Below are 26,503 nucleotides of genomic sequence, written 5' to 3' on the forward strand. Positions count from 1 at the left end.
AAACTGCTTTACGCCTTGTTTCTTTTCTGATATCTGACATCTGCTATCTTGGTTCTTGATTCTTGGTTCTTGACTCTCATGTCCACTATTTTTCCAGCTTCAAAACCATGTTCATCCCTGCGCGTAATTGTTTTACTTTCGCAGCATCATTTTTATCTGTAAACTCTATTCGAACTGGAATACGTTGCTGAACTTTCACAAAGTTTCCTGTTGAATTATCCGTTGGTACTGCGGAATATTTAGAACCTGTTGCCGCTGAAATCGCTGTAACAACACCTTCAAATTTTTCACCACCCAAAGCGTCAGCCGACATCACAATTTTACTTCCAATCTTGATATTTGGCATTTGACGTTCTAAAAAGTTCGCAGTCACCCATTTGCTTCCTTCCAAAACGATGGTCGCAACTTGTTGACCCGGCTGCATTAACTGACCTTCAGAAATCGTTCTTCTTCCCATAATTCCGTCGTAAGGTGCTGTAATAACTGTATACGAACGATTTAATCGCGCCATATCCAAAGCAGATTTGGTTCTTTTAATTTCCGCGTCGTTGATTCCGATTTTGGATTTTACTTCCGTAATCGAAAGGTTCGCCGATTGTTTTTGATTAATCAAAGTTTCGTAAGACGCTTTCAAGGCATCATATTCCGTTTTTACAGCGTCGTATTGTTGCTTTGTAACCGCTTCCGCAGCCAAAAGATTTTTATATCGATTTAAATTTTGTTCTGCATTCCAAAGTCTTGCTTTAGCTCCTGCAATGTTCGATTCCATCACGTTAACGTTATTCGAAACTGTATTCACCGAAGATCCTGTTGCACTTTTTTGAGCCAAAGCGTTTTGATAAGCCGCTTCCGCTTGTCCAAGTTGCGTTTCGATTTCACGTTCATCCAAAACAACCAACGTATCGCCTTTTTTCACAGCTTGATGTTCATTGAATTTTATTTCTTTAATATATCCCGAAACCCTTGTATTAATCGGGTTAATGAATTCTTCAACCTGCGCAGCTTCGGTGTAATTTTTATCTCCAATGTGGAAATATTGCGTAATCAACCAATAAATTCCAAATCCGATAATCGCTAAAACCAAGACGTTTGAAATCATCGATTTTGCTTTGTTTTTCTTATTTTGTTTTACTTTTTCAGCCGTTGTAGGTCGCGAAACGTGTTGCGTTTTTGGTTCGTTTTCCTGATGCTGAGTTGTATTTTCTTGTTGTGTATCCTTGTTTTCCATTTGTAATTGTCCGTTATTAAAGAGTTCCTGTCGTTTTTAGTAAGTTGTAATATTGATACAGAACGTTGATTTCTGCATTGGCAAAGTCCAGTTCTGCTTGAAGTTTTTGGTTCTGGGCATCAATCATTTCGGCTTGTACTGCTAATTGATTTAGATATTTAGCCTCAGTAATTTTGTAGTTTTCTTCCGCTAATTTTTTCGAATCGTTGAACAAATCCGCTTGCTGAATCGCTTCCACATATTTCACATAAGCCGCATTAACGCCAACTTCCAACTGATCTTTGATAAGTGAGGTCGCCTCGTTAGCTTGCTCTTTTTGCAATTGTCCCAACTTCACTTTTTCTTTGGTTTTGTAGAGATTATCAATATTATAACTCAAAGAAATTCCGCTTTGCCACGAATTTGTATACATGTCCATCGCTGGAACCCTTGTCGTTATTGGTCTTTGCATATTGTAACCTCCGAAAGCCGCAATGGTGGGCATTTTATCCGTGTTAATGATTTCAATATTCTTATCCGCAACTTCCACGTTTTTATAAGCCGCTTTTATTGCTGGATGATTTTCGAATGCTAAATTTTGATAGTAATCTCTATCCAAACCTCTTTCCTGAATATCTATACTTTCTGTCGGATTGATTTGTGAGTTCGGATTTAATCCTAAAGCAACGTTTAACTGATACGTAACTATTTTTCGGTTGTTCTCTAAAACCAAAAGCCCTTGATCCAAATTCTTAATCGCCAATTCTGCACGAATTACTTCATTTCGCGTAATCATGCCTTGTTGATAGAATTTTTGAATATTTTTTAAACGTTCTTGAGCTAATTTTTTGTTGTTCTGATAAACTTCCGTTTGATTGATTAATTTGTAGATGTCCAAATAATTGGAAGTCACCAAAAACTTCACATTTTGTTGATCTTTTTCAACATCCAATTCGGCTAATTGTTCGCGTAAATCATACATTTCTATCGACTTATTCACCAATCCACCTTTGAAAATAAGTTGCTGCGCTTGTACGGAATACGTGCTTCCGTAATGCGGCATTTCCACTTTGGTCGAATTGGAAAGATCCTTATCAATAATGAGTGCGTTTCCTAGAAAGAACTGACTTGTAGATGCTGTAATAGAAGGCAACTTCTGAAGTTTTGCAACTTCGGTTTGTTGTTTTGCAATGTCGATATTTTTTGCTGAAACTTTAAGTTGCTGATGGTTTTGTAAAGCCAAATCCATCACTTGATCTACAGATAGATCGCGAGATTCTTGAGCATAAGACAGTCCAAATGTTAGTAGACTGAGTGCTAACATCGTTTGTTGTACCTTGTTTTTCATTGTTTTCCTTGTTGTTATTTTGAAGTTTTTTCTACTTCAATTTTCACAGGACAAAGGTAGGTTGCTAAACAAACGTTTAAAATGATTCAGTTTACGTGTTTTGATGTTCAAAAGTAAGATAAAAATCTAAAATTGATTTCGATACTGAGAAGGACTCAAATTTTCATGTTTTTTAAAGAAATGACTGAACGAATATTGATCACTGAATTTCAGCTCGTTAGAAATCTCATTAATCGGTTTTAAACTCGAACTGAGTTGCGCCTTGGCTTCGTTCAAAACAAATTCATTTAGAATCTGAATGGCACTTTTCCCAAAAACTTCTTTTAAAACCACAGTTAAATGTCTGCTTGAAATCATTAAGCGTTGCGCATAATATTCTACGTTTCGTTCAATTTTAAAATTTCCCGTAACCAGTTTTATAAAATCGAACGCAATCTCCTGAGAGCGTGACATTTTCTGTTTGGATATCTTCCGTTGATGTGCGACAATATTGGCCAATTGATAAACCAAAGCCGCAAATAAAGATTCAATAATTTCGATTTGATACTCCTGTTGATCGATGTTCTCGATATAATATTGAATATTGAGAACATTTTGCCACAACACCGGAAACTCGGATTCGCTTGCTTGATAGCCTTTCTTAAATTCGGCGCGAATACTTCGAAAAGCGTGAAGTCTATTGAGTTTTAGGTTAAGTGTATCAAAAAAATTTCGGTTATAAGCAACGATAAGAATATCGATATTTTCACTGTATTCAAGGATTTCGTAAACGGAAGTGCTATCAATAAGAATTACGCCGTTTTTATGAAGCGTGTACACATTAATCTGTTCACGAAGCTTGATAGAACCTTCTTTCAAAAACAAAAAAGCAGGTCTTGCGGGATGATACGGATGTCCTACAACCAAATGTTCCAAAAGATTTCCTTTGCTAAAAACTTTGGCCGCGTCAAAAATCATATTCTTACAATTTGTTCAAAAGTAAGAATATTAATTTATTTTATTTATACAATTTTGCTAAATACGAATCCTCTTCTTGAAGAACTTTAACTATTTTAAAACCGTTATTTTCAGCGGCATTTTTTAAGGTTTCAAAATCCAAATACAACCATTTTATAGGTTCTTCGGATTCTCCTTTATAATGAACAATGTAGTCTAATTCGCCATAGTAACCATCCGCAGGAATGTAATAACCACCATCTTCATCTTGATCGAACATGTACAAAATATCCGTCCCATCAATTAAAATTTGACCGTCTTTTTCTAAAAGCTCTGTCAACTTTTTCAGATAAAAATCAATAACATTCAAACTTTGAAAAATTCCTGTGCCATTCATCAACAAAAGGATCGTATCGAATTTCTGACCTTCAAATTTCATAATATCGCCTACCCAAGTTGATTTCACACCTCGAGCATTGCAAACTTCGATGGATTTCGGAGATATATCCAAAGCCAAAACATCTAATTTTTTTTCGTTTTGCAAATACAAACTATGAGAACCTGCACCAGAACCGACGTCCAAAACCTTTCCTTTAGCCAAAGCCAACGCTTTTTGTTCAATCGCATTCATTTCTAGAAACTCCCGAAACAAATAAGAAACTGGAAGTTCATCAAGTTCAGAAATGGAGGTTTCCGTTTGTAGATCTTCCGGTTTTTCATTGTAATAAAAGTCCCAAATCGCCTGACCCATTAAATCTTTCATAGAAAAAGTTTGAGCAAATTAATCGTTTAAAATCTTAAAAACCTCACCCAATTCTTTCACCAAATCTGATGGAAGAACCGATTCTTTGGAATATTTCTCCGTGGCAAAATCTCCCGCTTTCCCATGCAACCAAACACCCAAAAGCGCCGCTTGTAAACTCGTATAATTTTGTGCAATTAAAGACGTGACTATTCCCGTAAGAACATCGCCACTTCCTCCTTTTGCCATACCAGAATTTCCGGTAACATTATAGTACACTTTACGATCTGGTGTTATGATTTGAGTTCTATGATCTTTTAAAACGATGTAAATTTGATATTTCTCAGCTGCATTTCTAGCTGCTTCCAAACGTTCATACGAATTTTCAAATGTTCCAAAAATTCGTTCAAATTCCTTTGGATGAGGCATTAGTACTGAATCTTTAGGCAATGATTCTAACAAATCAAGGTCAAGCGAAATAATATTTAAAGCATCAGCGTCAAGAACTAAGGCTTTCGTACACTTTTTCAAAAATTTAGCAAAAGCCTTTCGTGTCGTATCTTCTGTGCCCAAACCAGGGCCAATAGCGGTTGTAAAATCGCTATCCACTTCAATTTTATCAATAAAATCTTCGCCTGCTTTAATAAACATCGCTTCTGGATTGGATGTTTGCATAATATGGTATCCAGAATCCGCCGAAATGGAATAGACCAAACCGCTTCCCGTTCTCAATGCAGCAGAAACAGACAGAACCGCAGCTCCCATTTTCCCGTAACTACCCGCGACAATTGCGGATTTTCCGAAACGACCTTTATGGGAAAAATCTTCCCTCTTTTTAAAGAAATCTTGGATTATTTCTTGATCGTTTACATAAAAATCAGTGTCTACTTTATCAATAAAATCTTGACTTAATTTAATATCCAAAATATGAACTTTCCCTGCAAACATCCCAGTTTCAGGATGCAAGAACGTTCTTTTCCACGTTTGGAATGTTAACGTATCATCGGCTCGGAAAATCACCGAATCTTTAGGGTGCAAGTCGTTTGCGAATAAACCAGACGAAATATCAATCGCAATTCGTCTGACTTTTTCAAGTTGATTAACTTTCTTAATCAACTTAGCCAAAACACCATCAATACGACGATTCAATCCCGTACCAAACAAGGCATCAATCACACATGAATTTTCTTCATATTTTAAATCCAAGGCTTTTTCGTAATCAATAATCTCAATATCGCCATTTTCACGAATACGCTTTAGATTTTTTGTGGCTTCTGATGTAAAATCTTGACCAATTACGGTAACAACTTTCACATAAAAACCTTTCTTTTTCAATAAACGAGCAATCGCAAATCCGTCCCCTCCATTATTTCCAACGCCACTTAAAATAGTGAATTGTTTTATCTGGTACAGATTTTTGGATATCCAATCAACACAAGCTTCCGCAGCACGTTCCATTAAACTAATCGACGAAACCGAGGTGTTTTTAATTGTAAAATGGTCACAATCCTTAATCTGTTTTGCACTTAAAATTTTCATAAAAATAAACTATATGCAAAATTACTGATTTACGGCCGTATTATCCTCCATCTTTACCCATTCTTCATATGATATTTACACGATTTTAACAATATTTTATTCTTCTGTAGGTATTTGGAAAATTAATTCTATTTTTGTCGAGAATTTAAAAACACTAAAAAATGGGATTTATTAAAGAATTCAAAGAATTCGCAATCAAAGGAAATGCATTTGATCTTGCAGTTGGGGTTATCATTGGTGGTGCTTTCGGTAAAATTGTTACCAGCGTTATTGATGATTTAATCATGCCAATCGTTGCTGCTCTTGTTGGAAAACCAGATTTCAGTAGTATCTACTACGCAATGGGTAAAGGGTCTGAACTAATTCCTGCAGGTGCGACGCTAGAAAAAGCAAAAGAAATAGCTCCAGATGCAGCAATCTTTGCTTACGGTAACTTTATTACCGTTGCTATTAATTTCTTTTTATTAGCATTAGTTGTTTTCATGATGGTGAAAGCGATTAACAAAATGAAGAGAAAAGAGGAAGAAGCCGCTCCAGCAGGACCAACTCAAGAAGAATTATTAGGAGAAATCAGAGATTTGTTGAAAAACAAATAAATTCTTTAGTACAAAAAATAAAAGCCACTTTTTCAAGTGGCTTTTTTTATGTTTCAATTTCAAATTATTGAACTTGTAAAATACTGCAAATTTGTTCTGCTAAGGAAAGGGCAATTCGATCTTGCGCTTCTACCGTCGAAGCTCCTGTATGAGGCGTCAACGAAATTTTAGCATGATTTAAAATTGCTTTCGAAGGTGTTGGTTCGTTAATAAAAACATCCAACCCGGCAAACGCAACTTTTCCAGAATCTAATGCTTCAATTAAAGCATTTTCATCGATCACACCGCCACGAGAGCAATTTACAACCGCAGCTCCGGTTTTCATTTTCGAAAACTCATGAGCTCCAATTACAAAACCATCTTTTTGAGCGGGAATATGCAACGTAATAAAATCAGCATGTTTCAAAACATCTTCCAAAGGTTCGGTCTCAATATCAACATTGATAAACTGATTGTTATAGAATTTTACTTTGATACTTGCTTTTCCAATATTGGTATCAGCGGCGATTACTCGCATTCCTAATCCTAACGCGATTCTCGCAACTTCTTGCCCAATTCTTCCCATCCCGATAATTCCGATGGTTTTTCCTCGTAATTCAATTCCTTCAGCGTAGGCTTTTTTCAATTTTGAAAACTCGGTATCGCCCACAACTGGCATCTTACGATTCGATTCTTCTAAGAATCGAGCTCCTGAAAAAAGATGCGCAAAAACCAATTCCGCAACCGAACCCGATGAAGCAGCTGGCGTATTGATTACATGCAGTCCTTTAGAACGCGCATAATCAACATCAATATTATCCATACCAACACCGCCACGACCAATAATTTCTAAACTCGGACATTGATCGATTAACTCTTTTCTAACTTGTGTTGCGCTTCGTACCAAAAGCGTTTTCACTTGATGTTCGTTAATATAGTCGGCAAGTTGATCTTGGAGAACTTTGTTTGTTTCTACATGAAATCCCTTGGCTGTCAAAGCATCAATTCCTGATTGCTCTAATCCATCATTCGCTAATACATTCTTCATTCTTAATCTTTAAATACTTCTACAGTCACTTGTTTTTCTACCAAATCTGTAAATTTTCCTTTATATCTGGTCGCTCGCACAATGTGGTTATCAATCCAATGATAATTTCCACCACGAGGTTTTCCGCAAAGCACACTATGGTATTTGAAACCGTGTTTATCTAACCAATCGATGGTTATTTGTTTCAAATCTTCGGTTCTAGAAGTGAAAAAACAAATCTGATGTCCTTCATCATACCAACGATTCACCATTTCCAAAGCATCTGGAAAAGGTTCGCACGTACTCATTCTCTCAGGTTCCTCATTCGGAACATCCTCCGTAATTGTCCCATCGATATCGATAAGATAATTTTTTACTCCATTTTTCAGTTTCGGACTGATTTTTCCATCATATTCTAGTTCCATAGTTGTTATTTTTTCACTGCAAAAGTACAAATAATTGGGGTTTTAAAATGGCGATTCAGAAGTAATTAACAATTTATTTAAGTAAGCGGAAAAGAAATCAATGCTACATTAGTATTTTTAGTATTTTTGAAAAAATCTTAATCTATGAAATGGCTTTCTATCCTATGTTTGGTAACGCTTTCTAATTGGGCTTTGGCACAAGAAAAATATGTATTGGTAATTCACGGCGGCGCGGGAGCAATGACCAAGGAAATGATGACACCGCAAATGGAAAAACAGTACAAAGAAAAACTTACTGAATCTTTACAAGCAGGTTACCAACAATTGAAAAATGGAAAATCCTCTTTGGAAGCCATTGAAGCAGCAATAATGGTAATGGAAAACTCGCCACTATTTAATGCTGGAAAGGGAGCTGTTTTCACTCATGAAGGGAAAAACGAACTCGACGCTTCGGTGATGCTTGGAAAAGATAAATCAGCGGGTGCAGTAGCCGGAGTTACTACGATTAAAAACCCAATTAAAGCAGCGATTGCCGTCATGCAAAAATCAAAACACATCTTACTTTCTGGAAAAGGCGCTGAAGAATTTGCGAAAGAACAAAATATAGAACTTGTTGATCCAAAATATTTTTGGACAGAAGATCGTTGGAAAGGCTTGCAAAAAGCCATAGAACGTGAAAAAAATACAGCAAAACCAAGTGCCCAATATTTCGATTCCAAAGAAGCGTTCTTGATGAATGATTCGAAATTTGGAACTGTAGGAGCCGTAGCCGTAGATAAAGATGGAAACATCGCTGCAGGAACCTCGACGGGCGGAATGACGAACAAGCGTTGGAATCGTTTAGGCGACTCACCAATTATCGGAGCAGGAACCTATGCAAACGAGCAAGTAGGTATTTCTGGAACGGGTTGGGGCGAATATTTCATCCGTTCAACAGCGGCAAGAACGTTGGCTGCAAAAATGGAATATCAGAATAAATCCGTACAAACCGCAGGACAAGAAGTGATTGATGAAATAGGAAAAATGGGAGGCGATGGCGGACTTATCGCTCTTGATAAAAACGGAAATATCGCAATGCCTTTTAACACAACGGGAATGTACCGTGGAGCTATTACGGAAAGTGGAAAAATTGTTGTTGACATTTACAAATAAGGAAAATGACGTTTAAAATTCAAAGTATTGAAGATTGGGATCAAGCTCTTGATTCAATCTTATTAGAATTCCACTATCCTATTCTTCTTTTAAAAGGAAACTTGGGAGCGGGAAAAACAACTTTCACGAAGGAACTTTTAGTAAAATTAGGTTCTACAAACGAAGTTTCTTCGCCCTCCTACTCCATTGTAAACGAATACGACACACCCAAAGGAAAAGTCTTTCATTTTGATTTGTATCGTCTTAAAAACATTGAAGAAGTTTATGATATTGGCATGGAAGACTATCTAAGACAGGGCGTTTTATCGATTATCGAATGGCCAGAAGTGTATGAAGAGGACCTTTTAGGATTGCCATATCATATTTTAACCATCACGAAACAAGACGAAACGAGGCACGTAGAATTTTCTACAATTGAATAATTCAATTAACGTATATTTGTAGCCCAAATCATCCACTAAAAAAGTATCATATTGCATGAGCGGATCTATTTTTACTCCTTTTACAGAAGAAGATTTACTTCCTAAGGAAGAAAAACTTGAAGTATTAAAAAAAGGCAAAAAATTCAGCATTGGGATTCCAAAAGAAAGGGGTCTTAACGAACGTAGAACGTGTATAACTCCTGACGCAGTACAGGTTTTGGTGGATAATGGCCACAGCATAATCATTGAGGAGGGTGCAGGAAACGGTTCTTTTTACACCGATTTACAATATGCAGAAAGCGGAGCAACCATCGTTACCGATCCTAAAGAAGCTTTTCAGCAAGATTTAATTTTAAAAATTAATCCTCCAACAGAAGAGGAAATTCAATATTTACGACCGTGTTCGTATTTAATTTCGGCGTTGCAAATTAATCTTCGCGACAAAGCGTATTTTGATAAACTTGCCGAAAGAAAAGTAAATGCCATCGCTTTTGAATTCATCCAAGACGAATACAAACAATTGGCGCTAGTTCGTTTAATTGGTGAAATCGCAGGAACCGCATCTATCCTTTACGCATCCGAATTATTAGCACTTTCCAACGGATTAATGTTAGGTGGAATTACAGGAGTTCGTCCAGTAGAAGTGGTAATTATTGGAGCAGGAATCGTTGGTGAATTAGCAACAAAAGCCGCTATTGGTTTAGGCGCAAGTGTTCGTGTTTTTGATAATTCATTGTCAAAACTAAGACGTTTACACACGATTATCGATAGCCGAGTTCCAACTTCGATTATTGATCCGAAAGAATTGGCGAAAGCTCTTCGTAGAGCTGATGTTGTTATTGGAGCTCTTCCAAGATTAAACATGCCACCAATCGTTACCGAAGATATGGTGATCAATATGAAGAAAGGCAGCGTGATCATTGACGTAACGATTGACAACGGAAAGGTTTTCGAAACATCTGAATTAACAACACAAGACGATCCATTCTTCACAAAACACGGCGTTATTCATTGTGGACTTCCCAATTTAACATCAAGAATTCCGAGAACCACGACAAAAGCCGTTTCTAATTTCTTTTTGAGTTATATTTTAAATTACGACGAAGAAGGTGGTTTCGAAAATATGTTGTTGAAAAACAACGAAATGAAACAATCGTTGTACATGTACAAAGGCCGTCACACCAAGAAAATGCTTTGTGACAAATTTGGTTTAACCTACCACGATATCAATCTTTTAATTTTTTAATGAAGTAAGCTATTTGCTATGATCCGAAAATTAAAGTTCTATATTATAGGACTCATTCCTGGAGTATTATTGGTATTTTTTATTCTGAACCAAAAAGGAGCAAGTTGCTCTGGATACCTTCCCAACAGCCGAGTAATTGCGGAAACTTTGAGCAAAGAGTTTGTTTTTACTCCTAATGTAAAAACCCAAATGCAGGCTTTAAATAAAGACGAAAAATTCATTAAAGATAGCTTAATCGCAAAGGGAAAAATCGACTTTGATCGAAGTAAAGCACAAGAGAAACCATGCCCTAGTTACGTTGTGATTTATCCCGAAAAAAGTCCGAAGTACGAGCTTACGTACAAAAAATGCGATAAAGAAGTTGAAGTTCTAGACCTTAAAACATTGAAGTAATATAAAAATTATCGTCAATATTCTTGGTCACCAAAAACAGAATTTCTAAATTCGCATCAATGAAAATGATTCACAACGCATATTATTATAGCTATACTAACCTCAACTAAGGATTAGGAGCCTATTTGCGTATTAAAATAATAGTAAACCTCGTCCTTTTGGCGAGGTTTTTTTAATGAAAACAACATATGAAAATTAGCATTATTGGAGTAGGATTAATTGGAGGATCGATCGCTCTGAATTTAAAATCAAAAGGATTAACCAACAAAGTAATTGGGATTGATCAGCAAATTAAACACTTAGAAGAAGCTTTAAACCTGAATATTATTGATGAATATCGCGATCTCGATAGCGGAATCCGCGATGCTGATTTGATTATTTTAGCTATTCCGGTAGACGCGGCGAGAAAGGTTTTACCCTCCATCTTGGATCAAATCACCGATAAACAAACGGTAATGGACGTTGGCTCTACAAAAGCGGGAATTACAGCAGCTGTAAAAAATCATCCGAATAGAAATCGTTATGTTGCTTTTCACCCGATGTGGGGAACCGAAAATTCAGGTCCTTCTTCAGCTTTAGCCGAAAGTTTTGCAGAACGGGCTGCTGTAATTTGCAATCAAGAAGAATCTGCGAAAGATGCGATTGAAACGGTAAAAAAAGTAGCTGAAACCTTGGGAATGCACACCATTTTCATGAACGCCGAAGATCACGACATTCATACAGCGTATATTTCTCACATTTCACATATTACGTCATTTGCTTTAGCCAACACGGTTTTGGAGAAAGAAAAAGAAGAAGATACGATTTTTCAGTTGGCGAGTTCCGGCTTTTCAAGTACGGTTCGTCTTGCCAAATCACATCCCGAAATGTGGGTTCCTATTTTCAAACAGAATAAGGAAAATGTTTTGGATGTTCTTAATGAGCACATTTCACAACTTCGAAAATTCAAATCCGCTTTGGAAAAAGAGAATTTTGATTACGTAGAAGATTTAATTCGTAACGCAAATAAAATCAGAGGAATACTTAAGTAATCCTCTGATTTTAATTTATTTTTTCTTAATCTTAATCCATTAACACTCAGCAACATTCACAGCAATTGCTAAACCGCCTTCAGACGTTTCTTTAAAGCGTTCATTCATACTCAACGCGGTTTCCCACATCGATTGAATCACTTGATCTAAACTTACTCGAGCCTTCGACGGATCCCCATCAATTGCAATATTAGCTGCTGTAATCGCTTTTATTGCTCCCATGGAGTTTCTCTCAATACATGGAATTTGAACCAAACCAGCAATCGGATCACACGTCAATCCTAAATGATGTTCCATAGCAATTTCGGCAGCCATTAAAACTTGAGCAGGAGTTCCACCCATAATTTCCGTTAAGCCAGCAGCAGCCATCGCTGATGACACGCCGACTTCGGCTTGACAACCACCCATTGCTGCAGAAATCGTTGCATTTTTCTTAAACAATGTTCCAATTTCGCCCGCAACAAGGATAAAACGAATAATATCTTCTTGCGAAGTGAATTCGGTAAAGCATTGCGAATACATCAAAACCGCCGGAATAACACCACTTGCACCATTTGTCGGTGCTGTAATGATTCGACCGAAACTCGCATTTTCTTCATTTACAGCCAATGCAAAACACGAAACCCATTTATTAATCGTCGTAAACGTTCCTTCTGCCTGTTTTACCAAATCGAACCATTCATCTAAATTATGGTAGACTTTATCACCCAACAAACGTCTGTTTAGTTCTGGTGCACGTCGAGAAACATTCAAACCTCCAGGTAATATTCCTTCTTTATTAACTCCTTTATAAATACATTCTTTGATTTGTTGCCAAATATGAAGTGCATTTTTCTCCGTTTCTTCTTTGGATCTCCAACTTTCTTCGTTCAAGAAAATCAGATCTGAGAATTTTTCCAAGCCTAATTTATCGCAATACTTAGTAATATCCGCCCCTTGATGACAAGGATATGTGGTACGAATAGAGAATTTTTCAATTGACTTTTTCTCTTTGGATTGAATAAATCCACCACCAACAGAGTAAAAATCTTGTTCGAAAACGCTTCCATCTTCGAAAACGGCTTTAAAAATCATTCCGTTAGGATGGTAATCCAACGTCACTTCTTTATTTAAAATCAAATGATGACCGTAAATAAATGGAAGCCATTTTTCACCTCCAAAACTGATCTTTTCTGAATTTTTTATTTCAGCAACTTTCGCGTCAATCGTCGTTGTATCAATCGTTTCAAAATCTTCGCCACTTAAACCTAACATTCCCGCGATGTCTGTTCCATGTCCGATGCCGGTTTTGGCCAGTGAACCAAAAAACTCAACAAAAACTTCTTTAACATTTTCTAAGGAACCGAAGTCTCTTTTTATGATTCGGATGAAAGCAGAAGCTGCATTCCACGGCCCCATGGTATGTGAACTAGACGGGCCAATACCCACCTTAATAATTTCGAAAACTGATATTGATTGCATAAGGGAAAGATAACTAAATTTTCGTGAATTTGAAAGTGCTTATTTTTCGTGTAAAATTTTCTGAAGAAGGCCCGAAACCTCTTTGTATTTGGTTGCTGGAAAAAGATGTGTTCCCCCTTTTACGATGTAATCTGGGTGCGAAAATTTGGGTGGAAAAACAATATCTTTTTCACCTAAAATCTGAATAACACCAGGAGTTTCTTCAAATTTCCAGTCAGATATTTTTTCAATCGACCATTTTAAGTAATACGGATCTTTTACTTTAAAATATTGTAAAAGTTTCGGATTTTTAGGATCAAAAATCTTTCGAACCAACGTGTACATCATCGCTGATTTCTCATTGAACAAACTTGTAGGTAAAATTTTTGCGATTTTTGTGACTTCACCCGCTTTTATCAAACGAGATTTTTCTTTATCCGAACGAATACTTCCTAAAATAATGGTTTTGGTAGCAGGTTTCAGCTTATTAATTTCCTGAACAATGATACCGCCAAACGAATAGCCCAACAGCGAAAACGGTTGCGAATCATCGATACGATCAGCCATTCTCGAAATATAATGTGGAAATGATTCGTCTTTATCGGGAATCATCCAATCGAGAAATTCAACTTCGACGTTTTGCCCAAAGTCTAACCGTTCCAAAACTGAAAAATCAGCACCTAAACCACTAACGATATAGAGTTTCATCCGTCAAAAATAAAAAAAAGAGCAGTAAAAACTGCTCTTTTATGTTTTATGCTAACAAAAATTATTTTGCTGTTAACTTTACCACCATATCAACATCATCTTTGATCATTACATCCTTCATTGAAGAGTTGTAGCTGATATCAAATTTCTGTCTGTCGAAGCTAAATTTAGAAGATTCTAAAGTTACCACACCTTTCGCTACGCTAATTCTAGCTGGGAAAGATACCGGATTTGATTTTCCTTTGGCCGTTAGAACTCCGTTCACAATATAGTTAAACGTTTTGTCTGTATTTCTCTTAACCGACGTAATCTTGTATGTTGCTGTTGGAAACTTATTTGTTTCGAAGAAATCACCATTCTTTAGGTGTCCATTCAGCTTTTGTTGGCTTTCTCCAGAAACGTCAGTTGCATTGATAGAATTCATATCCAAAACGAAAGATCCGCCAACCAATTGATTGTTTTTCAACGTTATTGAACCTGATTTTACATCTACAGTTCCGTTATGTGAAGAAGATTCTGTTTTTGCGATTTTATATCCCCACCAATGTACGTCAGACGAAACTACTTTTTTTACTTGGCCAAATGCCATTCCTCCAACTAGTACTAATCCTAAAGCTAATTTTTTCATTGTTATAATTAAAATTGTTGATGCAAAAATAAATCTAGATCATGCACGAAACATTGATCTAGATCAATAAAATATGTTGTATTACAAATTAATCTTCAAAAAACGCACCATAATAAGCCGCGCCTTCAAGAATTGAGTTCTTGTTACGTAAAACATACAACGGAATATCTTGTAGTAAATGCTGCATTCTATCCGAAATTAAGAAATCCTTGTAGAATTTTTGTTTGTTGAACAAATCAAACAACGCATCCGTAATATCTCCCGTAATAATTAAAGCGCCGGTTGCTTTTAGTTTCAAAACCAAGTTGTTTGCTTCACGCGCTAAAAATTCTGAATACATTTCCAACGTTAAATTAGCCAAACGAGAATTTCCTTGCGCTGCATGCTTTGCTAAAGTTGGCAAAAATTCACCTGCTTGTAAATCCGCTTTCAAGTCGGCAGATTCTTCATGTCTTCCAACATCACGTAAGAAACGGAAAACATTGTAAATACCATCTTTCGACAATACATTTTCCCAAGTTACGATGCCGTAAATCTTGTTCAAGAATTGATAAAACTGAATTTCAAAATCATTACGAGGTGAAAATTCCGAATGCCCACCTTCTGTTGCAAAAGGGCGCAGACTCACACCATCCCAGAACAAACCTGCCTCTCCTAGCCCATTTCCAGGAGCAAGGATTGCTACATTCCCTCGTACTTTGTTTTCAGATGTGTGAAGAATTTCTAATAAAGTTTGATCAAAATCGGCTAAACTATACGCCGTAGCTTCTAAGTCGTTAATTAGCGCAACTTTGCTAGCGCCTAACGCTTTTTTAATTTCTTCTTCATCTAGTGCCCAAGGTAAGTTCAGTGTCTCACACTTTCCATTAATTACAGGTCCCGGAACTCCAATCGCAATACGATCAAAATTTCCTTCCTGCTGTATAAAATCTTTAGCCATATTTACAAATGAAGCATAGTCTTTTGTTTGATATGTTTTCTCTGAAATACTCCCAACATTCCCATCAACACATGTATAATGAGCCAATCTACTTTCTTTCAAACGTAAATCTGCTGCCAAGATATTCTGATTCTTCGTTGTCTCACATTGTTTCCCAGGCGAATACAACGGAAATGAAAATTTTGTATTGTTATCCATTTTCAAAAAAGTTTACTTTCAAATATACAGATTTTGAGCGTAAATCAATACATAAAAAAAGCCTTTCTAAATTATTTAGAAAGGCTTTGTATTAATCTTAATCTCTTTTGTAATGCTTATTTCCCTAAAGGAATGTTATACGATACACCAACTCCTAAAGAACCAGCGTTGTATTTTTGATCTCCAATTTTACCATCATCACCTGTAAAGGTTTTTTGATATTGTACGGCAAAATTCCAATCTCTGTTGTGGTATCCAATTTCTGGCTTAATGTATAAACCACCGTTTGGTCTATCCACATTAGAGTTTGCAGCTACTTTGTCATCACCTGTGATGAAACCATAACCGATATCTGTACCAAAATAAAAACCAGTTTGTTTAGGATAAATTCTAACTAACGCTGCTACTGGTACTACACCAAAGTCGTTGTTATCATTACCATTATTTTCCTTTCCGAAAAAATGTGTGTAACCTGTTGCTACCCCTAAACCAAATCCTGGAGTTACTAAATTTTGATAAGCTACATCTAATCCTGCTGATGCCGAAGCATTTTCAGCTGGTACGGCAAGACCAACATTAGCACCTACTTTAATCATGTTATTCATCATTGCGCTTTGAGCACTAACTACTCCTGCTGTCAATAATCCACCTGCTACTAATACTTGCTTGAACATATTCATAATTTCTAATTTTTTAAATTTTAACGAGGTGAGTATTGTCAAAATCGTGCCAAAGCAGTTTTTTGCGAGTGAAAAAGCAACCGAAAAACACACAATAAACTGATTATCAATACTTAAAAAATTAAACAAGTGTTTGTTTTACAAGATTACTAAGAAATTCTATAAGCATCGATTTGAGCTAAAAAAGAACAAAACCCCAATAAAAATTGGGGTTTTGTTTCCATATTAAGGTCTCAATTATTGAGAAATCTTTTGTTGTTGCTTACGAGCTTGCCTTTCTTCAAACTTTTTAACGATAAAGCCAATAATAAAGGGCGCTGCCCACGTAAGTACGGTTCTAATTATTCTAGGATTCATAATATATGTTTATTTAAGGATGAAAAACACAAGTATTAAGCCAAAATCCTCCCCACCTTAAAATATTACAATAAAAATGAGGCATCCTAAAAACTAAAGTTAGCTTAACCCGGTAATTAAACCATCTTTATCAATATTCATTCCTTCCGCTGCAGGAAGAGATGGCAAACCAGGCATACGCATCATATCACCCAAAATTGGAATAATAAAACCAGCTCCAGCGGCAAATTCAAATTCACGAACCGTCACTCGGAAGTCTTTCGGGCGGCCAATCTTTTTCTCGTCATCACTCAGCGATTTTTGTGTTTTCGCCATACAAATCGGTAACGAATCAAATCCTAAATCGGTAATAATTTTCAAATCTTGTCTCGCTTTCTGTGAATAATTAACGCCATCTGCCCCGTACACTTCACGTGCAATAATCTCAATCTTATTCTCTATCGTGTCATTTATTGAATACAAAGGTTGATAATCGTTGTTGCAATAATCAGCGCAATACACTACTTCTTCAGCAAGTTCCTTCATCCCTTCTCCGCCTTTCGTAAATTCATCCGCTAAAATTGCCTTTACACCAAGTTTTTTACATTCCTCTCGAATAAAATCAATTTCGGAATCGTCATCATTTGCAAAATGATTAATCGCTACAATTGGGCGAAGTCCAAATTTGAAACTATTTTCAATATGTTTTTTCAAATTCTCGATTCCTTTCTTAACGGCAGCTAAGTTTGGTTTTTCGTACTCTCCTTTTTTTGCGTCTCCATGATAACGAAGTGCGCGAACTGTTGCGACAATCACATACGCGTCAGGTTTCATATTTCCGTAATGGCATTTGATATGGAAGAATTTCTCAGCTCCCAAATCGGCACCAAATCCAGCTTCAGTAACCACGTAATCTGCTAATGACATTCCCATTTTCGTAGCAATAATCGTATTGGTTCCTTGAGCAATATTTGCAAACGGACCACCATGCAAGATCGCTGGATTATTTTCTAAAGTCTGAACCAAATTTGGCTTAATCGCATCTTTCAACAGAATAGCCATCGCACCCTCGGCTTTTAAATCACGAGCGTAAATAGGTTTTTTATCAAAAGTATATCCTACGAAAATGTTTCCTAATCGGACTTTTAGATCTTCAAAATCATTGCTTAAACAAAGAATTGCCATGACTTCGGACGCCGGTGTAATATTAAAACCCTCTTCGCGGACAATTCCATTAGTTGCACCACCCAAACCAACAACGATATGACGCAAACTGCGGTCATTCATGTCCATAACACGCTTCCAAACGATCGTCCTCGGATCGATATTCAAACTAAATTTTTTGTTTTGAAGGTTGTTGTCAATCAATGCAGATAGAAGATTATTTGCTTTTTCAATTGCGGAAAAATCTCCGGTAAAGTGCAAATTAATATCTACCATCGGGATCACCTGCGCATAACCTCCACCTGCGGCACCACCTTTAATCCCAAAAACTGGTCCTAAACTTGGTTCACGAAGTACAGCAATTGATTTCTTTCCGATTTTATTGAGTCCATCATTCAAACCAACAGAAACGGTGGTTTTTCCTTCTCCTGCAGGTGTTGGATTAATCGCCGAAACTAAAATTAATTTCGCTTTTTTAATTTTTTCTTCATCTATATAATGTAATGGAATCTTGGCTTTGTATTTTCCGTAATACTCAAGATCATCATCGTGAATATTAACTTTTTCTGCAATTCTTTTAATTGGTAAAATGTTCGCTGCTTGCGCAATTTCAATGTCTGTAGGAAAACTCATAATTCATCTAATTTTCTTGGGTTGCTATCAAAATTACACAGATAACTTAACTTAAAAAAAATTTATGAGTTGAGTTTTATCAGTCGGACTTTATGATGAAAATTCACTAAATTAAAAGATAAACTAGTAAAAAAAATAATGAGAATCTAGAAATTCTACAAAGGAAACCATGAAAAAACGCTTTAATTTTTACTCGAATAAAAAAAAAAAGGAAAATTTGACATATACAATTTATAATCAATTATTTAAACCCATTTTTTAACTTGCTAAATTCCAGAAATCCATAAAGCAAAAGGTTTTTTTGCGTGAAAATATCATCTACTTTAGCAGTGTGAAAAGGTGAAGAGATGCAAATGATGGAATGCAAAATCTCCTAACTAAAAGCAATTCGAGTTTTAATTGAATTTTTCAAGTAAGACACAGATTTTTTTCTAACAATAAATTCCTAAAGGCACAGGGAATTTATTGTTTTTTTTTTGCTCAAATTTACGATTTATAAGCTTTCGTAATTTTCAGTTGCCAACTTTAAAGTTTTTTCAATCCTTTCGCGCAACTTCGTTGGTTTTAGAACGGTCAAGAACTCTCCCATTCCTAGGATCATTCTTTCTAACTCAAAATTAAGCTGAACACAAATTCTAAAAGTTGTTCCGTTTTCATCTTCTTTCAAAATCTGTTGACTATGATGGAAAGGCTTTGTTTTGACATATGGCGCGTGTTTCTTGGAAACAAAAAAATCTACATTTCGTGGACGTTGCGTTTCTGAAACCGTTGCACCAATGACCTCTCCAAAATAGCGATCAGCATCCAAATTATAATCGATGTAAGTTGAATTTTCATCTTTATTAATTTCTTGCATTCTGTCCAAAGCCAAATTATAAAGCTTTCCTTTGTGAAGACAAATCAAAAACCAACGGTTATTATATTCTTTCAACAACTGCGGATGGACAGTCATGTTTTGTGCTTCTCGAGCGGTAAAACTTTGATACAAAATTCGTAGAACTTGCTTGTTGAGAATCGCTTGATACAAAACATCAATGTATTCTAAACCTTTTAAACGCTCGTTTTTATCGAGATGAATAATTGATTTTTGTTGTGTTGCCTGTATCGAATCTTCTAATTTTTGGATAACCCCATTCATTTCCTTGAACATCGAAAAATCCTTAAACTGTTTCAAAACCTGAACCGCGTCGGTCATTGCTTTCAAATCACTTTCTGTAACCGAAATATTATGAATACTATATTCGGGATCACTATATCTGTAATATTTTCGTTCGTAAACCTCAATAGGCGCTTCATAACCGAATTTTTCGCTACGCATATTCTGCAAATCCAATTGTACGGTACGCTTGCTCACAAAGGATTCTTTACCTTCAAATTCGAACAAAGCTTCAGAACACTCATCGATTAAATCGTCAAGCGTATATTTTTTATACTTGTTCTTCAAGCATTTGTCTAGAGTTTTATACCGAATTAAGGCGTTTTTATTAGAAGACACGGAATTTGGATTTGAAAATTAGTATTTGAAATTCTGATTTTTAAAACCTAAGATTTAATTTCTAAAGCATTACCTTCAAAGGAAATTCCGTCCCATCCGAACTTTATAAAATTTCGGATGTTTTGATGATCAGCAGCTTCTGGATGTTCCAAAACATCTTTGCGATAGAAATCTCCGAACAGATTTAATGTTTCGTCTTGTGAAAGTTTATTGAGTTTGGCAAAACTAAAAATCTTGCACGAACCATTATTCTGATTGGCTTCGTTTACTGTCTCACCATTTTTGAACTTCGTTGGTGTGAAAAGGTAATTCGCATCAATAAATGCAATAACATCATTGAATTGAATATTCTCGGGCTCGTATTTAAGTTGATCTAAAATCATTTTAACTTTAATTATTTGATAAAAATAATCAACCTAAACAATCTACGCAACTTCAATGCGTAATAAATTTTTGAGTACAAAAAAAGCTTGTCTCTTTCGAAACAAGCTTAGATATTATAACGCAGTAAAGATTACTTCACGATTTTAATATTAACTGCAGAAAATCCTTTTGGAGATTTTTCTTTCTCGTAAGTTACTTTGTGACCTTTTTTCAGTTCCTCTTCCGAGTTGTTGATGTGGAAAAAGATATTTTCTTTCGATCCGTTTTCGGTAATGAAACCATAACCTTTATCACTCAAGAATGTAATAATTCCTGTGATTTCGGTATCATCCACCTCAATAGGAGCTGCGCCCAATTGAATATCATCCAGGTCGATTTCAATTTTTTCACGTTGGTCTGGTGGCGTGCTTGTCAATTGACCAAACTCGTCCACGTACATAAACATTTCGTCAAGCGCTTTACCTTTATTGTTATCAGATTTGCGCTCTTCGCGGCGTGCCGCTTTTTCTTTTTGTTTCTGTTGTTTCTTTTTAAAGTTTTCTTTTTTTGAGAAAGAATCTGCCATAAATATTTTAAAGTTTTATTTTAATGTTACTAAATTACACGTTATATTGAGTTCAATTTTCGGTAAAAACCTACTTTAATTGACCTCTTCATTTTTCGAGAATCCCGAGAGATTTCTCTTCTATTTGTCGTAGTTTGTATTTAAGTTGCTGGTAAAAGCAGCGAAAAACTGAAAGTAATGAATATAATAAACTCTTCTAAGTTTACGAAAAACAAGTGCTTTCTTTACTAATGCGGTACAAAGATACGATAAAAGAAATTAATAACGGTAGTTTCTTAATTCTGTGCAGATTATATTTTCATTGAAAACTTTTTTTAGAAAAATTAAAATATTTTTTTACTGCGCAAAAAGATTGCGCAATAGGGTTTTTACTTTGCATCATCAAGTTAACAGGAAAGTTATAAACGTCGAATTGCAGCAGCCTGACTTGAGCGGAAATCCTTTTGTAAGGAACGAACAAAAGATTGACTACGCCGAAACACTCCGTTAGGTTTGGGAGCCCTTCGATAAACTCAGGATAAACTACAGGCGGAAATAGCTTCCAAAAAAAAAATAAAAAAGATGAAAATTACAGGAAACGAATTAATTGCTTTAGGATATCAACCAAAAAAATGGTTTACCGAAGCTTTGGAATACATCAACGAAAACGACTTGTCACAAGCGGAAATGGAAGCTTATTTGGAGCAATTCCGTGCGCCAGACCCAATTCCGTTAAAGGAAAAAGCGGAGGATTTTGTCATCAACATTAAAGCGGAAAACGAAGCCGAGGAAGATAATGTGCAAAAAGTAATCAGAACAATGGAGGTTTTGATGAAGACGCCGACTTTGGTTTCAGGAGCGTTGATGCCGGATGCTTGTCCGACTGGTCCCGAAGGGCATATCCCTGTGGGAGGCGTTGTGGTCGCGAAAAATGCGATTCATCCAGGATTTCACTCGGCGGATATTTGTTGTTCGGTGATGTTGACGGATTTCGGGAAAGTGGACCCAAAAGTGGTTTTGGACGCTGCGCATTCGATTACGCATTTTGGTTACGGAGGACGTGCTCGAGGTGAACAAATGCCGATGAGCGTTGAATTGATGGAAGCTTTTAGAGAAAATATGTTCTTAAACGACGAGCGATTAATTAGCATTGCGCGTTCGCATATGGGAACTCAGGGCGATGGAAATCACTTCTTATTTGTCGGGATTTCTAAAAATACAGGAAACACAATGATGGTGACGCATCACGGCTCTCGTGCGCCTGGAGCGGCTTTGTATGATAAAGGAATGAAGGTTGCGAACCGTTTCCGTCAGGAGATTTCGCCTGATACGTTGAAGGAAAACGCTTGGATTCCTTTTGAAACCGAGGAAGGTGAAGCCTATTGGGAAGCCTTGCAATTGATTAGAAAATGGACCAAGGAAAATCACGAAGCCATTCATAATGCAACTTTGGAGAAGTTGAACATCAAAGAACTAGATAGATATTGGAATGAACATAATTTCGTATTCAGAGACGGAAATTTATTCTACCATGCGAAAGGAGCAACGCCGCTGGACGACAAATTTTTGCCGGATATTACAGGTCCACGATTGATTCCTCTGAATATGGCGGAACCGGTATTGATTGTAAGTGGTGCTACAAACGACAGAAATTTAGGTTTTGCTCCTCATGGCGCGGGAAGAAATTTCAGCAGAAGTCAGCATAAAAGAAGCTTGGCTCATAAAACGACTGAAGAGATTTTCGCGGAAGAAACTGCCGGTTTGGATATTCGGTTTTTCACGAATGATATCGATATTTCCGAGTTACCGAGTGCGTATAAAAACGCGCAGAATGTTCGCGCTCAAATTGAAGAATACAATTTGTGTAAAATCATTGACGAAGTGCTTCCTTACGGTTGCATTATGGCAGGTGACGTGCAGAAAAATGCACCTTGGAAGAAAAAGAAGAAGTTTAGGAAGTAGATTCAAGAATCCAGATGCTAGATTTCAGACTTGAACTTTAGACTTTTAACTCCAAACTTTAAACTCCAAACTACCTCTTCCCACTCGGTTTCATTTTCATAATTGAAAAAAACGAGTTGCTAAACGCGGAAAGACTTTTGTAGCCTACCTTGTAAGCGATTTCGCTCATTGTGAAACGTTTGGTATCGATAAGTTCTATACTTCTTACAATTCGGATGAGCTGAATGTATTTTTGCAATGTTATGCCCGTTTCTTGCTTGAAAATCCTTTGCAAGTTTCGAGTTGACATTTTTGCAATTTCGCCCAAATCATCGGTGCTTACATTGTATTGATAATTTGCGTTGATGTAATGACAAACGGGAATCAGGCGAGAATCCGTTGGTACAGGGACTTGCAAACCAAAAGCGTCGTTACAAAAGTTGGGTAAACTTCCCAACAAAGCTTTTAGAAAAAGATGTTGCTCTGGATTTTCTTTTCGTGCTTTGTTCCACTTTGAGGCGTAAAACATCATTTCTCTCAAAACTGTTGGCGCTTCAAAAACGTGAACTTCATTATAAAAATCTTTTTTAGGAGCCGACTTAAATAAAATCAACATCGGATTAACTGCCATCGCATCGGAGGTTGTCCGATGTTTTTTGTTGGCAGGAATCCAAATCACATTATTCTGCGGAACCAAATAGATTTTCTGCTCGATATGAAAATACTGATAACCTTCCTCAACATAGTTCAACTGATAATAATCGTGCGAATCTTCTTTATCATCGTGCTTCCAATCGCTTTCGTACCAAACATAAGAGTTGATTTCCAAATGCTCGACATGTTGTCCGCGATCTTCTTTTGTGTCTTTAAAACTCATTTTGTCGTTTTAAATATAATTAATGGCAAATTTAATACAAACGACATTATTAATTTTGCAAAAGCAATATAGAACCTCAAAAAGTTCTTTCAATAATTAGCTCGACAGAAAATATGAATAAAGAAAATACCAATAAAAATCTCGCGTGGCTCGGTGTCTTGGTTGTGATTTTGGTTTCCAGCAATCTGCGTTCGCCCATTACGGCGGTTAGTCCGATTTTGGACGAAATAAAAAATATCTTTCATCTTGATAATTTGGAGGCAAGTTTACTCACGTCTATTCCCCTTTTTGTGTTTGCAACCTGTTCCATTTTGGTGAGTAAAGCCGCTGCGAAAATCAATATTCGTACAGGTTTGTTGATTTCGCTTATCATTTTAATTGTCGGACTTTACATCAGAATTTACGGAAATGTGACATCGCTTTTTGTAGGTTCACTAATCCTTGGATTGGGAATTTGCATCGGAAATGTCCTAACTCCCGCCTACATCAAAAATATTTTCCCCAACAAAATCGGAATTATGACAGGCGTTTTTTCCGTGGCAATGAGTTTGGTTGCTGCTTTAGCATCTGGTTTGAGTATCGATCTTGGAAAATGGACAGGAATGGAATGGAAAGGTTCGTTGGGAATCTGGGTTATTGGCGAAATCCTTGCGTTAATCGTAGTTTCGGCGGAATTAATTACTGGTAAAAAAACAACTCAAACTGCGACAAGTGCGATTGCTATGACAAAATTTAATATTTTTAAATCCAAACAAGCTTGGAGCATTAGTATTTTTATGGGACTTCAATCTTTGGTGTATTATTGCCTTGTTGCTTTGCTACCAACGGTTCTCGTAGATTTTGGAATGCAAAAATCCGAAACAGGCTGGGTGCTTTTTGTCCTTCAAATGGCGATGTTGCCTGTAATGCTTTTTAGTCCAGTTTTGGCAACAAAAATGAAGAATCAAAAAAGTTTAATTTACTTAACTGGCGGACTTTTCCTTATCGGTTTGTTGATGCTCACCATCCTAAAATCTCAATTGGTTTATGTTAGCGCAACTTTAATCGGAATTGCGGGCGGATTGGCGTTTAGTCTTTCGATTTTGTTCTTTTCACTCCGAACAAAAACCATGCACGGAACCATCAAAATCTCTGGAAAAGCCCAATCTGTCGGTTATCTTATCGCTGCTTGTGGGCCTCCGATTTTCGGAAAGTTACATGATTGGGATATTTCTTGGCAGTATTCGTTTTACTTTTTGATAGCCTGCGTTCTCACCATGACTTATTTTGGTAAAAAAGCTTCAGAACCAAGATTTGTTGAAGATTACTAAAAATCTAAAATTTAATTTCAACCAAAAATCGACTTATTAATTTAGATCGATTTTTTCTATTTTATTTAATGGAAATTTAAGGATTGATAAGTCTTCAGTGGCATAATTTGTGTCGCTATCTTTTCAAATTTTAAAATTATGGATACTAAAAAATTATTTGATCTTAGTGGCAAAACAGCCATTATCACTGGTGGTGGAAACGGCATCGGCAAAGCAAGTGCGATTATTTTAGCTGCTTTTGGTGCTAATGTCGTTGTTTCGGATTACAAAACTGAAGATGCTGAAGCGGTTGCAACAGAAATCGAGAATAACGGAGGAAATGCAATTGCATTAAATTGTGATGTGACGAAAGATGAAGCTCTAGTAAATTTGGTCGATAAAACCTTAGAAAAATACGGTAACATAAACATTCTCGTAAATAATGTTGGCGGTGGTGGCGCTGGTAAAGAAAGTCCATTTGATATTGATGTCGAGCAATTCAAAAAAGTGTTTGAAATGAATGTTTTTTCCATGTGGCGTTTGTGTCAATTGGTGGCACCTCACATGAAAAAAGCGCAATACGGAAGCATCGTAAACATCACGTCTATGGCGAGTATCAATAAAAGTCCTGCTATAAGCGCTTACGCTTCTTCCAAAGCTGCTATTAATCACATGACAGCTAACTTGGCTTTCGATTTTGGACCAGAAATTAGAATTAACGCCGTTGGACCTGGAGCAATAAAAACGCATGCTTTATCCACAGTTCTTACCCCAGAAATTGAAAAGAAAATGTTAGCTCATACCCCTTTGGAGCGTCTCGGCGAGCCAGAAGATATTGCTGGTGCGGTTCTTTATTTTGCAGCACCCATTTCAAGTTGGGTGAGCGGGCAAACGCTTTTCGTAAATGGTGGCGGCGTGCAAACTTTAGATTAATTCAATTTTAAAATTGACTTTGACGATTTTCGAAAAATTAAAAGTTTTTTCAATAAATTTAAAATTAATATTTACTACGCAAATAGATTGCGTACCAAGGCAATTACTTTGCATCATCAAACAAGGAGATTGTAGCTCAGTTGGTAGAGCAACGTAAAACACTTTATTAAGTTTGAACCTTCTCAAAGAGGTGTGATAGTAAAGTTACTTCGATTATTAATCCGTGTGACGCTGGTTCGAACCCAGCCAATCTCCCAAAACGGAAGCGGT

General features: G+C 36.5%; 26 protein-coding genes and 1 tRNA gene. 10 read left to right on the plus strand and 17 right to left on the minus strand.

Annotation, left to right across the window (positions count from 1 at the left end; translation table 11 throughout):
• Positions 1 to 85: 85 nt before the first annotated feature.
• The 5 genes from AC5XHR_RS04355 to AC5XHR_RS04375 all read right to left on the minus strand — a co-directional run bounded on the left by AC5XHR_RS04355 (position 86) and on the right by AC5XHR_RS04375 (position 5,772).
• Positions 86 to 1,228 carry an HlyD family secretion protein gene (locus AC5XHR_RS04355; RefSeq protein WP_495949552.1) on the minus strand — a complete coding sequence of 381 codons (1,143 nt, stop codon included), beginning with the start codon at positions 1,226 to 1,228 and terminating at the stop codon, positions 86 to 88.
• A gap of 16 nt (positions 1,229 to 1,244) precedes the next feature.
• Positions 1,245 to 2,555: a TolC family protein gene (locus AC5XHR_RS04360; protein ID WP_495949553.1), complete on the minus strand. Its 1,311-nt coding sequence runs from the start codon at positions 2,553 to 2,555 to the stop codon at positions 1,245 to 1,247.
• Positions 2,556 to 2,681: 126 nt separating this feature from the next.
• Complete coding sequence (locus AC5XHR_RS04365; RefSeq protein WP_495949554.1) at positions 2,682 to 3,512, minus strand: helix-turn-helix domain-containing protein; 831 nt, start codon at positions 3,510 to 3,512, stop codon at positions 2,682 to 2,684.
• A gap of 40 nt (positions 3,513 to 3,552) precedes the next feature.
• Positions 3,553 to 4,254 carry a class I SAM-dependent methyltransferase gene (locus AC5XHR_RS04370; RefSeq protein ID WP_495949555.1) on the minus strand — a complete coding sequence of 234 codons (702 nt, stop codon included), beginning with the start codon at positions 4,252 to 4,254 and terminating at the stop codon, positions 3,553 to 3,555.
• 18 nt (positions 4,255 to 4,272) lie between these two features.
• Complete coding sequence (locus AC5XHR_RS04375; protein WP_495949556.1) at positions 4,273 to 5,772, minus strand: NAD(P)H-hydrate dehydratase; 1,500 nt, start codon at positions 5,770 to 5,772, stop codon at positions 4,273 to 4,275.
• Between the two features lie 161 nt (positions 5,773 to 5,933).
• Between AC5XHR_RS04375 and mscL the strand changes: the two genes are divergently transcribed.
• On the plus strand, positions 5,934 to 6,368 hold the full coding sequence (gene mscL / locus AC5XHR_RS04380) for a large conductance mechanosensitive channel protein MscL (protein ID WP_495949557.1): 435 nt from the start codon (positions 5,934 to 5,936) through the stop codon (positions 6,366 to 6,368).
• Between the two features lie 64 nt (positions 6,369 to 6,432).
• On the opposite strand, the gene AC5XHR_RS04385 is transcribed toward mscL, so the two are convergent.
• Positions 6,433 to 7,395: an NAD(P)-dependent oxidoreductase gene (locus AC5XHR_RS04385; RefSeq protein WP_495949558.1), complete on the minus strand. Its 963-nt coding sequence runs from the start codon at positions 7,393 to 7,395 to the stop codon at positions 6,433 to 6,435.
• 2 nt (positions 7,396 to 7,397) lie between these two features.
• Complete coding sequence (locus AC5XHR_RS04390) at positions 7,398 to 7,799, minus strand: LNS2 domain-containing protein (protein ID WP_495949559.1); 402 nt, start codon at positions 7,797 to 7,799, stop codon at positions 7,398 to 7,400.
• Positions 7,800 to 7,943: 144 nt separating this feature from the next.
• Between AC5XHR_RS04390 and AC5XHR_RS04395 the strand changes: the two genes are divergently transcribed.
• From AC5XHR_RS04395 to AC5XHR_RS04415, 5 genes are all read left to right on the plus strand, one after another.
• Entirely contained in the window at positions 7,944 to 8,951 is a 1,008-nt protein-coding gene (locus tag AC5XHR_RS04395) for an isoaspartyl peptidase/L-asparaginase family protein (protein ID WP_495949560.1), read from the plus strand.
• Between the two features lie 5 nt (positions 8,952 to 8,956).
• Positions 8,957 to 9,373, plus strand: a complete 417-nt coding sequence (gene tsaE, locus AC5XHR_RS04400) for a tRNA (adenosine(37)-N6)-threonylcarbamoyltransferase complex ATPase subunit type 1 TsaE (RefSeq protein WP_495949561.1) — start codon at positions 8,957 to 8,959, stop codon at positions 9,371 to 9,373.
• Positions 9,374 to 9,428: 55 nt separating this feature from the next.
• Positions 9,429 to 10,619 (plus strand): alanine dehydrogenase, encoded by a 1,191-nt coding sequence (locus AC5XHR_RS04405; protein ID WP_495949562.1) that lies wholly within the window; start codon positions 9,429 to 9,431, stop codon positions 10,617 to 10,619.
• 21 nt (positions 10,620 to 10,640) lie between these two features.
• Positions 10,641 to 11,012: a hypothetical protein gene (locus AC5XHR_RS04410; protein WP_495949714.1), complete on the plus strand. Its 372-nt coding sequence runs from the start codon at positions 10,641 to 10,643 to the stop codon at positions 11,010 to 11,012.
• A 188-nt stretch (positions 11,013 to 11,200) separates the two neighbouring features.
• Entirely contained in the window at positions 11,201 to 12,043 is an 843-nt protein-coding gene (locus AC5XHR_RS04415; RefSeq protein WP_495949563.1) for a prephenate dehydrogenase, read from the plus strand.
• A gap of 39 nt (positions 12,044 to 12,082) precedes the next feature.
• Here AC5XHR_RS04415 and AC5XHR_RS04420 read toward each other — a convergent pair whose 3' ends face one another.
• The 9 genes from AC5XHR_RS04420 to AC5XHR_RS04460 all read right to left on the minus strand — a co-directional run bounded on the left by AC5XHR_RS04420 (position 12,083) and on the right by AC5XHR_RS04460 (position 21,214).
• The gene (locus tag AC5XHR_RS04420) at positions 12,083 to 13,504 is read right to left on the minus strand and encodes an L-serine ammonia-lyase (RefSeq protein ID WP_495949564.1); all 1,422 of its coding nucleotides are present in this window, start codon (positions 13,502 to 13,504) and stop codon (positions 12,083 to 12,085) included.
• A gap of 39 nt (positions 13,505 to 13,543) precedes the next feature.
• Complete coding sequence (locus tag AC5XHR_RS04425) at positions 13,544 to 14,191, minus strand: alpha/beta hydrolase (protein ID WP_495949565.1); 648 nt, start codon at positions 14,189 to 14,191, stop codon at positions 13,544 to 13,546.
• 61 nt (positions 14,192 to 14,252) lie between these two features.
• A complete protein-coding gene (locus AC5XHR_RS04430) occupies positions 14,253 to 14,819 on the minus strand; it encodes a YceI family protein (RefSeq protein WP_495949566.1) in 567 nt (188 codons plus the stop codon).
• Between the two features lie 88 nt (positions 14,820 to 14,907).
• Positions 14,908 to 15,957, minus strand: coding sequence for a glucokinase (locus AC5XHR_RS04435; protein ID WP_495949567.1), 1,050 nt, complete (start codon positions 15,955 to 15,957; stop codon positions 14,908 to 14,910).
• A 116-nt stretch (positions 15,958 to 16,073) separates the two neighbouring features.
• The gene (locus AC5XHR_RS04440; RefSeq protein ID WP_495949568.1) at positions 16,074 to 16,637 is read right to left on the minus strand and encodes a hypothetical protein; all 564 of its coding nucleotides are present in this window, start codon (positions 16,635 to 16,637) and stop codon (positions 16,074 to 16,076) included.
• A 456-nt stretch (positions 16,638 to 17,093) separates the two neighbouring features.
• The gene (locus tag AC5XHR_RS04445) at positions 17,094 to 18,770 is read right to left on the minus strand and encodes a formate--tetrahydrofolate ligase (protein ID WP_495949569.1); all 1,677 of its coding nucleotides are present in this window, start codon (positions 18,768 to 18,770) and stop codon (positions 17,094 to 17,096) included.
• Positions 18,771 to 19,263: 493 nt separating this feature from the next.
• Positions 19,264 to 20,265 (minus strand): helix-turn-helix transcriptional regulator, encoded by a 1,002-nt coding sequence (locus tag AC5XHR_RS04450; protein ID WP_495949570.1) that lies wholly within the window; start codon positions 20,263 to 20,265, stop codon positions 19,264 to 19,266.
• A gap of 47 nt (positions 20,266 to 20,312) precedes the next feature.
• Positions 20,313 to 20,648 (minus strand): HopJ type III effector protein, encoded by a 336-nt coding sequence (locus AC5XHR_RS04455; protein ID WP_495949571.1) that lies wholly within the window; start codon positions 20,646 to 20,648, stop codon positions 20,313 to 20,315.
• A 131-nt stretch (positions 20,649 to 20,779) separates the two neighbouring features.
• On the minus strand, positions 20,780 to 21,214 hold the full coding sequence (locus AC5XHR_RS04460; RefSeq protein WP_079667966.1) for a cold shock domain-containing protein: 435 nt from the start codon (positions 21,212 to 21,214) through the stop codon (positions 20,780 to 20,782).
• Between the two features lie 1,143 nt (positions 21,215 to 22,357).
• Between AC5XHR_RS04460 and AC5XHR_RS04465 the strand changes: the two genes are divergently transcribed.
• On the plus strand, positions 22,358 to 23,155 hold the full coding sequence (locus AC5XHR_RS04465; RefSeq protein ID WP_495949715.1) for an RtcB family protein: 798 nt from the start codon (positions 22,358 to 22,360) through the stop codon (positions 23,153 to 23,155).
• 70 nt (positions 23,156 to 23,225) lie between these two features.
• On the opposite strand, the gene AC5XHR_RS04470 is transcribed toward AC5XHR_RS04465, so the two are convergent.
• Positions 23,226 to 24,011, minus strand: coding sequence for a helix-turn-helix domain-containing protein (locus AC5XHR_RS04470; RefSeq protein ID WP_495949572.1), 786 nt, complete (start codon positions 24,009 to 24,011; stop codon positions 23,226 to 23,228).
• A 113-nt stretch (positions 24,012 to 24,124) separates the two neighbouring features.
• Between AC5XHR_RS04470 and AC5XHR_RS04475 the strand changes: the two genes are divergently transcribed.
• The 3 genes from AC5XHR_RS04475 (at position 24,125) to AC5XHR_RS04485 (ending at position 26,488) form a co-directional block, all read left to right on the plus strand.
• On the plus strand, positions 24,125 to 25,321 hold the full coding sequence (locus AC5XHR_RS04475; RefSeq protein WP_495949573.1) for a CynX/NimT family MFS transporter: 1,197 nt from the start codon (positions 24,125 to 24,127) through the stop codon (positions 25,319 to 25,321).
• 138 nt (positions 25,322 to 25,459) lie between these two features.
• Positions 25,460 to 26,233, plus strand: coding sequence for a glucose 1-dehydrogenase (locus AC5XHR_RS04480; protein ID WP_495949574.1), 774 nt, complete (start codon positions 25,460 to 25,462; stop codon positions 26,231 to 26,233).
• A gap of 125 nt (positions 26,234 to 26,358) precedes the next feature.
• Positions 26,359 to 26,488 (plus strand) — tRNA-OTHER (locus AC5XHR_RS04485).
• Positions 26,489 to 26,503: the final 15 nt, after the last annotated feature.

The sequence above is a fragment of the Kaistella sp. CFF1-2 genome (genome assembly GCF_059509915.1).

What these genes read in the sequence shown, in the direction of transcription:
- AC5XHR_RS04355 (WP_495949552.1), bottom strand. Translation starts at nt 1,228, where the DNA reads ATGGAAAACAAGGATACACAACAAGAAAATACAACTCAGCATCAGGAA.
- AC5XHR_RS04360 (WP_495949553.1), bottom strand. Translation starts at nt 2,555, where the DNA reads ATGAAAAACAAGGTACAACAAACGATGTTAGCACTCAGTCTACTAACA.
- AC5XHR_RS04365 (WP_495949554.1), bottom strand. Translation starts at nt 3,512, where the DNA reads ATGATTTTTGACGCGGCCAAAGTTTTTAGCAAAGGAAATCTTTTGGAA.
- AC5XHR_RS04370 (WP_495949555.1), bottom strand. Translation starts at nt 4,254, where the DNA reads ATGAAAGATTTAATGGGTCAGGCGATTTGGGACTTTTATTACAATGAA.
- AC5XHR_RS04375 (WP_495949556.1), bottom strand. Translation starts at nt 5,772, where the DNA reads ATGAAAATTTTAAGTGCAAAACAGATTAAGGATTGTGACCATTTTACA.
- mscL (WP_495949557.1), top strand. Translation starts at nt 5,934, where the DNA reads ATGGGATTTATTAAAGAATTCAAAGAATTCGCAATCAAAGGAAATGCA.
- AC5XHR_RS04385 (WP_495949558.1), bottom strand. Translation starts at nt 7,395, where the DNA reads ATGAAGAATGTATTAGCGAATGATGGATTAGAGCAATCAGGAATTGAT.
- AC5XHR_RS04390 (WP_495949559.1), bottom strand. Translation starts at nt 7,799, where the DNA reads ATGGAACTAGAATATGATGGAAAAATCAGTCCGAAACTGAAAAATGGA.
- AC5XHR_RS04395 (WP_495949560.1), top strand. Translation starts at nt 7,944, where the DNA reads ATGAAATGGCTTTCTATCCTATGTTTGGTAACGCTTTCTAATTGGGCT.
- tsaE (WP_495949561.1), top strand. Translation starts at nt 8,957, where the DNA reads ATGACGTTTAAAATTCAAAGTATTGAAGATTGGGATCAAGCTCTTGAT.
- AC5XHR_RS04405 (WP_495949562.1), top strand. Translation starts at nt 9,429, where the DNA reads ATGAGCGGATCTATTTTTACTCCTTTTACAGAAGAAGATTTACTTCCT.
- AC5XHR_RS04415 (WP_495949563.1), top strand. Translation starts at nt 11,201, where the DNA reads ATGAAAATTAGCATTATTGGAGTAGGATTAATTGGAGGATCGATCGCT.
- AC5XHR_RS04420 (WP_495949564.1), bottom strand. Translation starts at nt 13,504, where the DNA reads ATGCAATCAATATCAGTTTTCGAAATTATTAAGGTGGGTATTGGCCCG.
- AC5XHR_RS04425 (WP_495949565.1), bottom strand. Translation starts at nt 14,191, where the DNA reads ATGAAACTCTATATCGTTAGTGGTTTAGGTGCTGATTTTTCAGTTTTG.
- AC5XHR_RS04430 (WP_495949566.1), bottom strand. Translation starts at nt 14,819, where the DNA reads ATGAAAAAATTAGCTTTAGGATTAGTACTAGTTGGAGGAATGGCATTT.
- AC5XHR_RS04435 (WP_495949567.1), bottom strand. Translation starts at nt 15,957, where the DNA reads ATGGATAACAATACAAAATTTTCATTTCCGTTGTATTCGCCTGGGAAA.
- AC5XHR_RS04440 (WP_495949568.1), bottom strand. Translation starts at nt 16,637, where the DNA reads ATGAATATGTTCAAGCAAGTATTAGTAGCAGGTGGATTATTGACAGCA.
- AC5XHR_RS04445 (WP_495949569.1), bottom strand. Translation starts at nt 18,770, where the DNA reads ATGAGTTTTCCTACAGACATTGAAATTGCGCAAGCAGCGAACATTTTA.
- AC5XHR_RS04455 (WP_495949571.1), bottom strand. Translation starts at nt 20,648, where the DNA reads ATGATTTTAGATCAACTTAAATACGAGCCCGAGAATATTCAATTCAAT.
- AC5XHR_RS04460 (WP_079667966.1), bottom strand. Translation starts at nt 21,214, where the DNA reads ATGGCAGATTCTTTCTCAAAAAAAGAAAACTTTAAAAAGAAACAACAG.
- AC5XHR_RS04465 (WP_495949715.1), top strand. Translation starts at nt 22,358, where the DNA reads ATGGGAACTCAGGGCGATGGAAATCACTTCTTATTTGTCGGGATTTCT.
- AC5XHR_RS04470 (WP_495949572.1), bottom strand. Translation starts at nt 24,011, where the DNA reads ATGAGTTTTAAAGACACAAAAGAAGATCGCGGACAACATGTCGAGCAT.
- AC5XHR_RS04475 (WP_495949573.1), top strand. Translation starts at nt 24,125, where the DNA reads ATGAATAAAGAAAATACCAATAAAAATCTCGCGTGGCTCGGTGTCTTG.
- AC5XHR_RS04480 (WP_495949574.1), top strand. Translation starts at nt 25,460, where the DNA reads ATGGATACTAAAAAATTATTTGATCTTAGTGGCAAAACAGCCATTATC.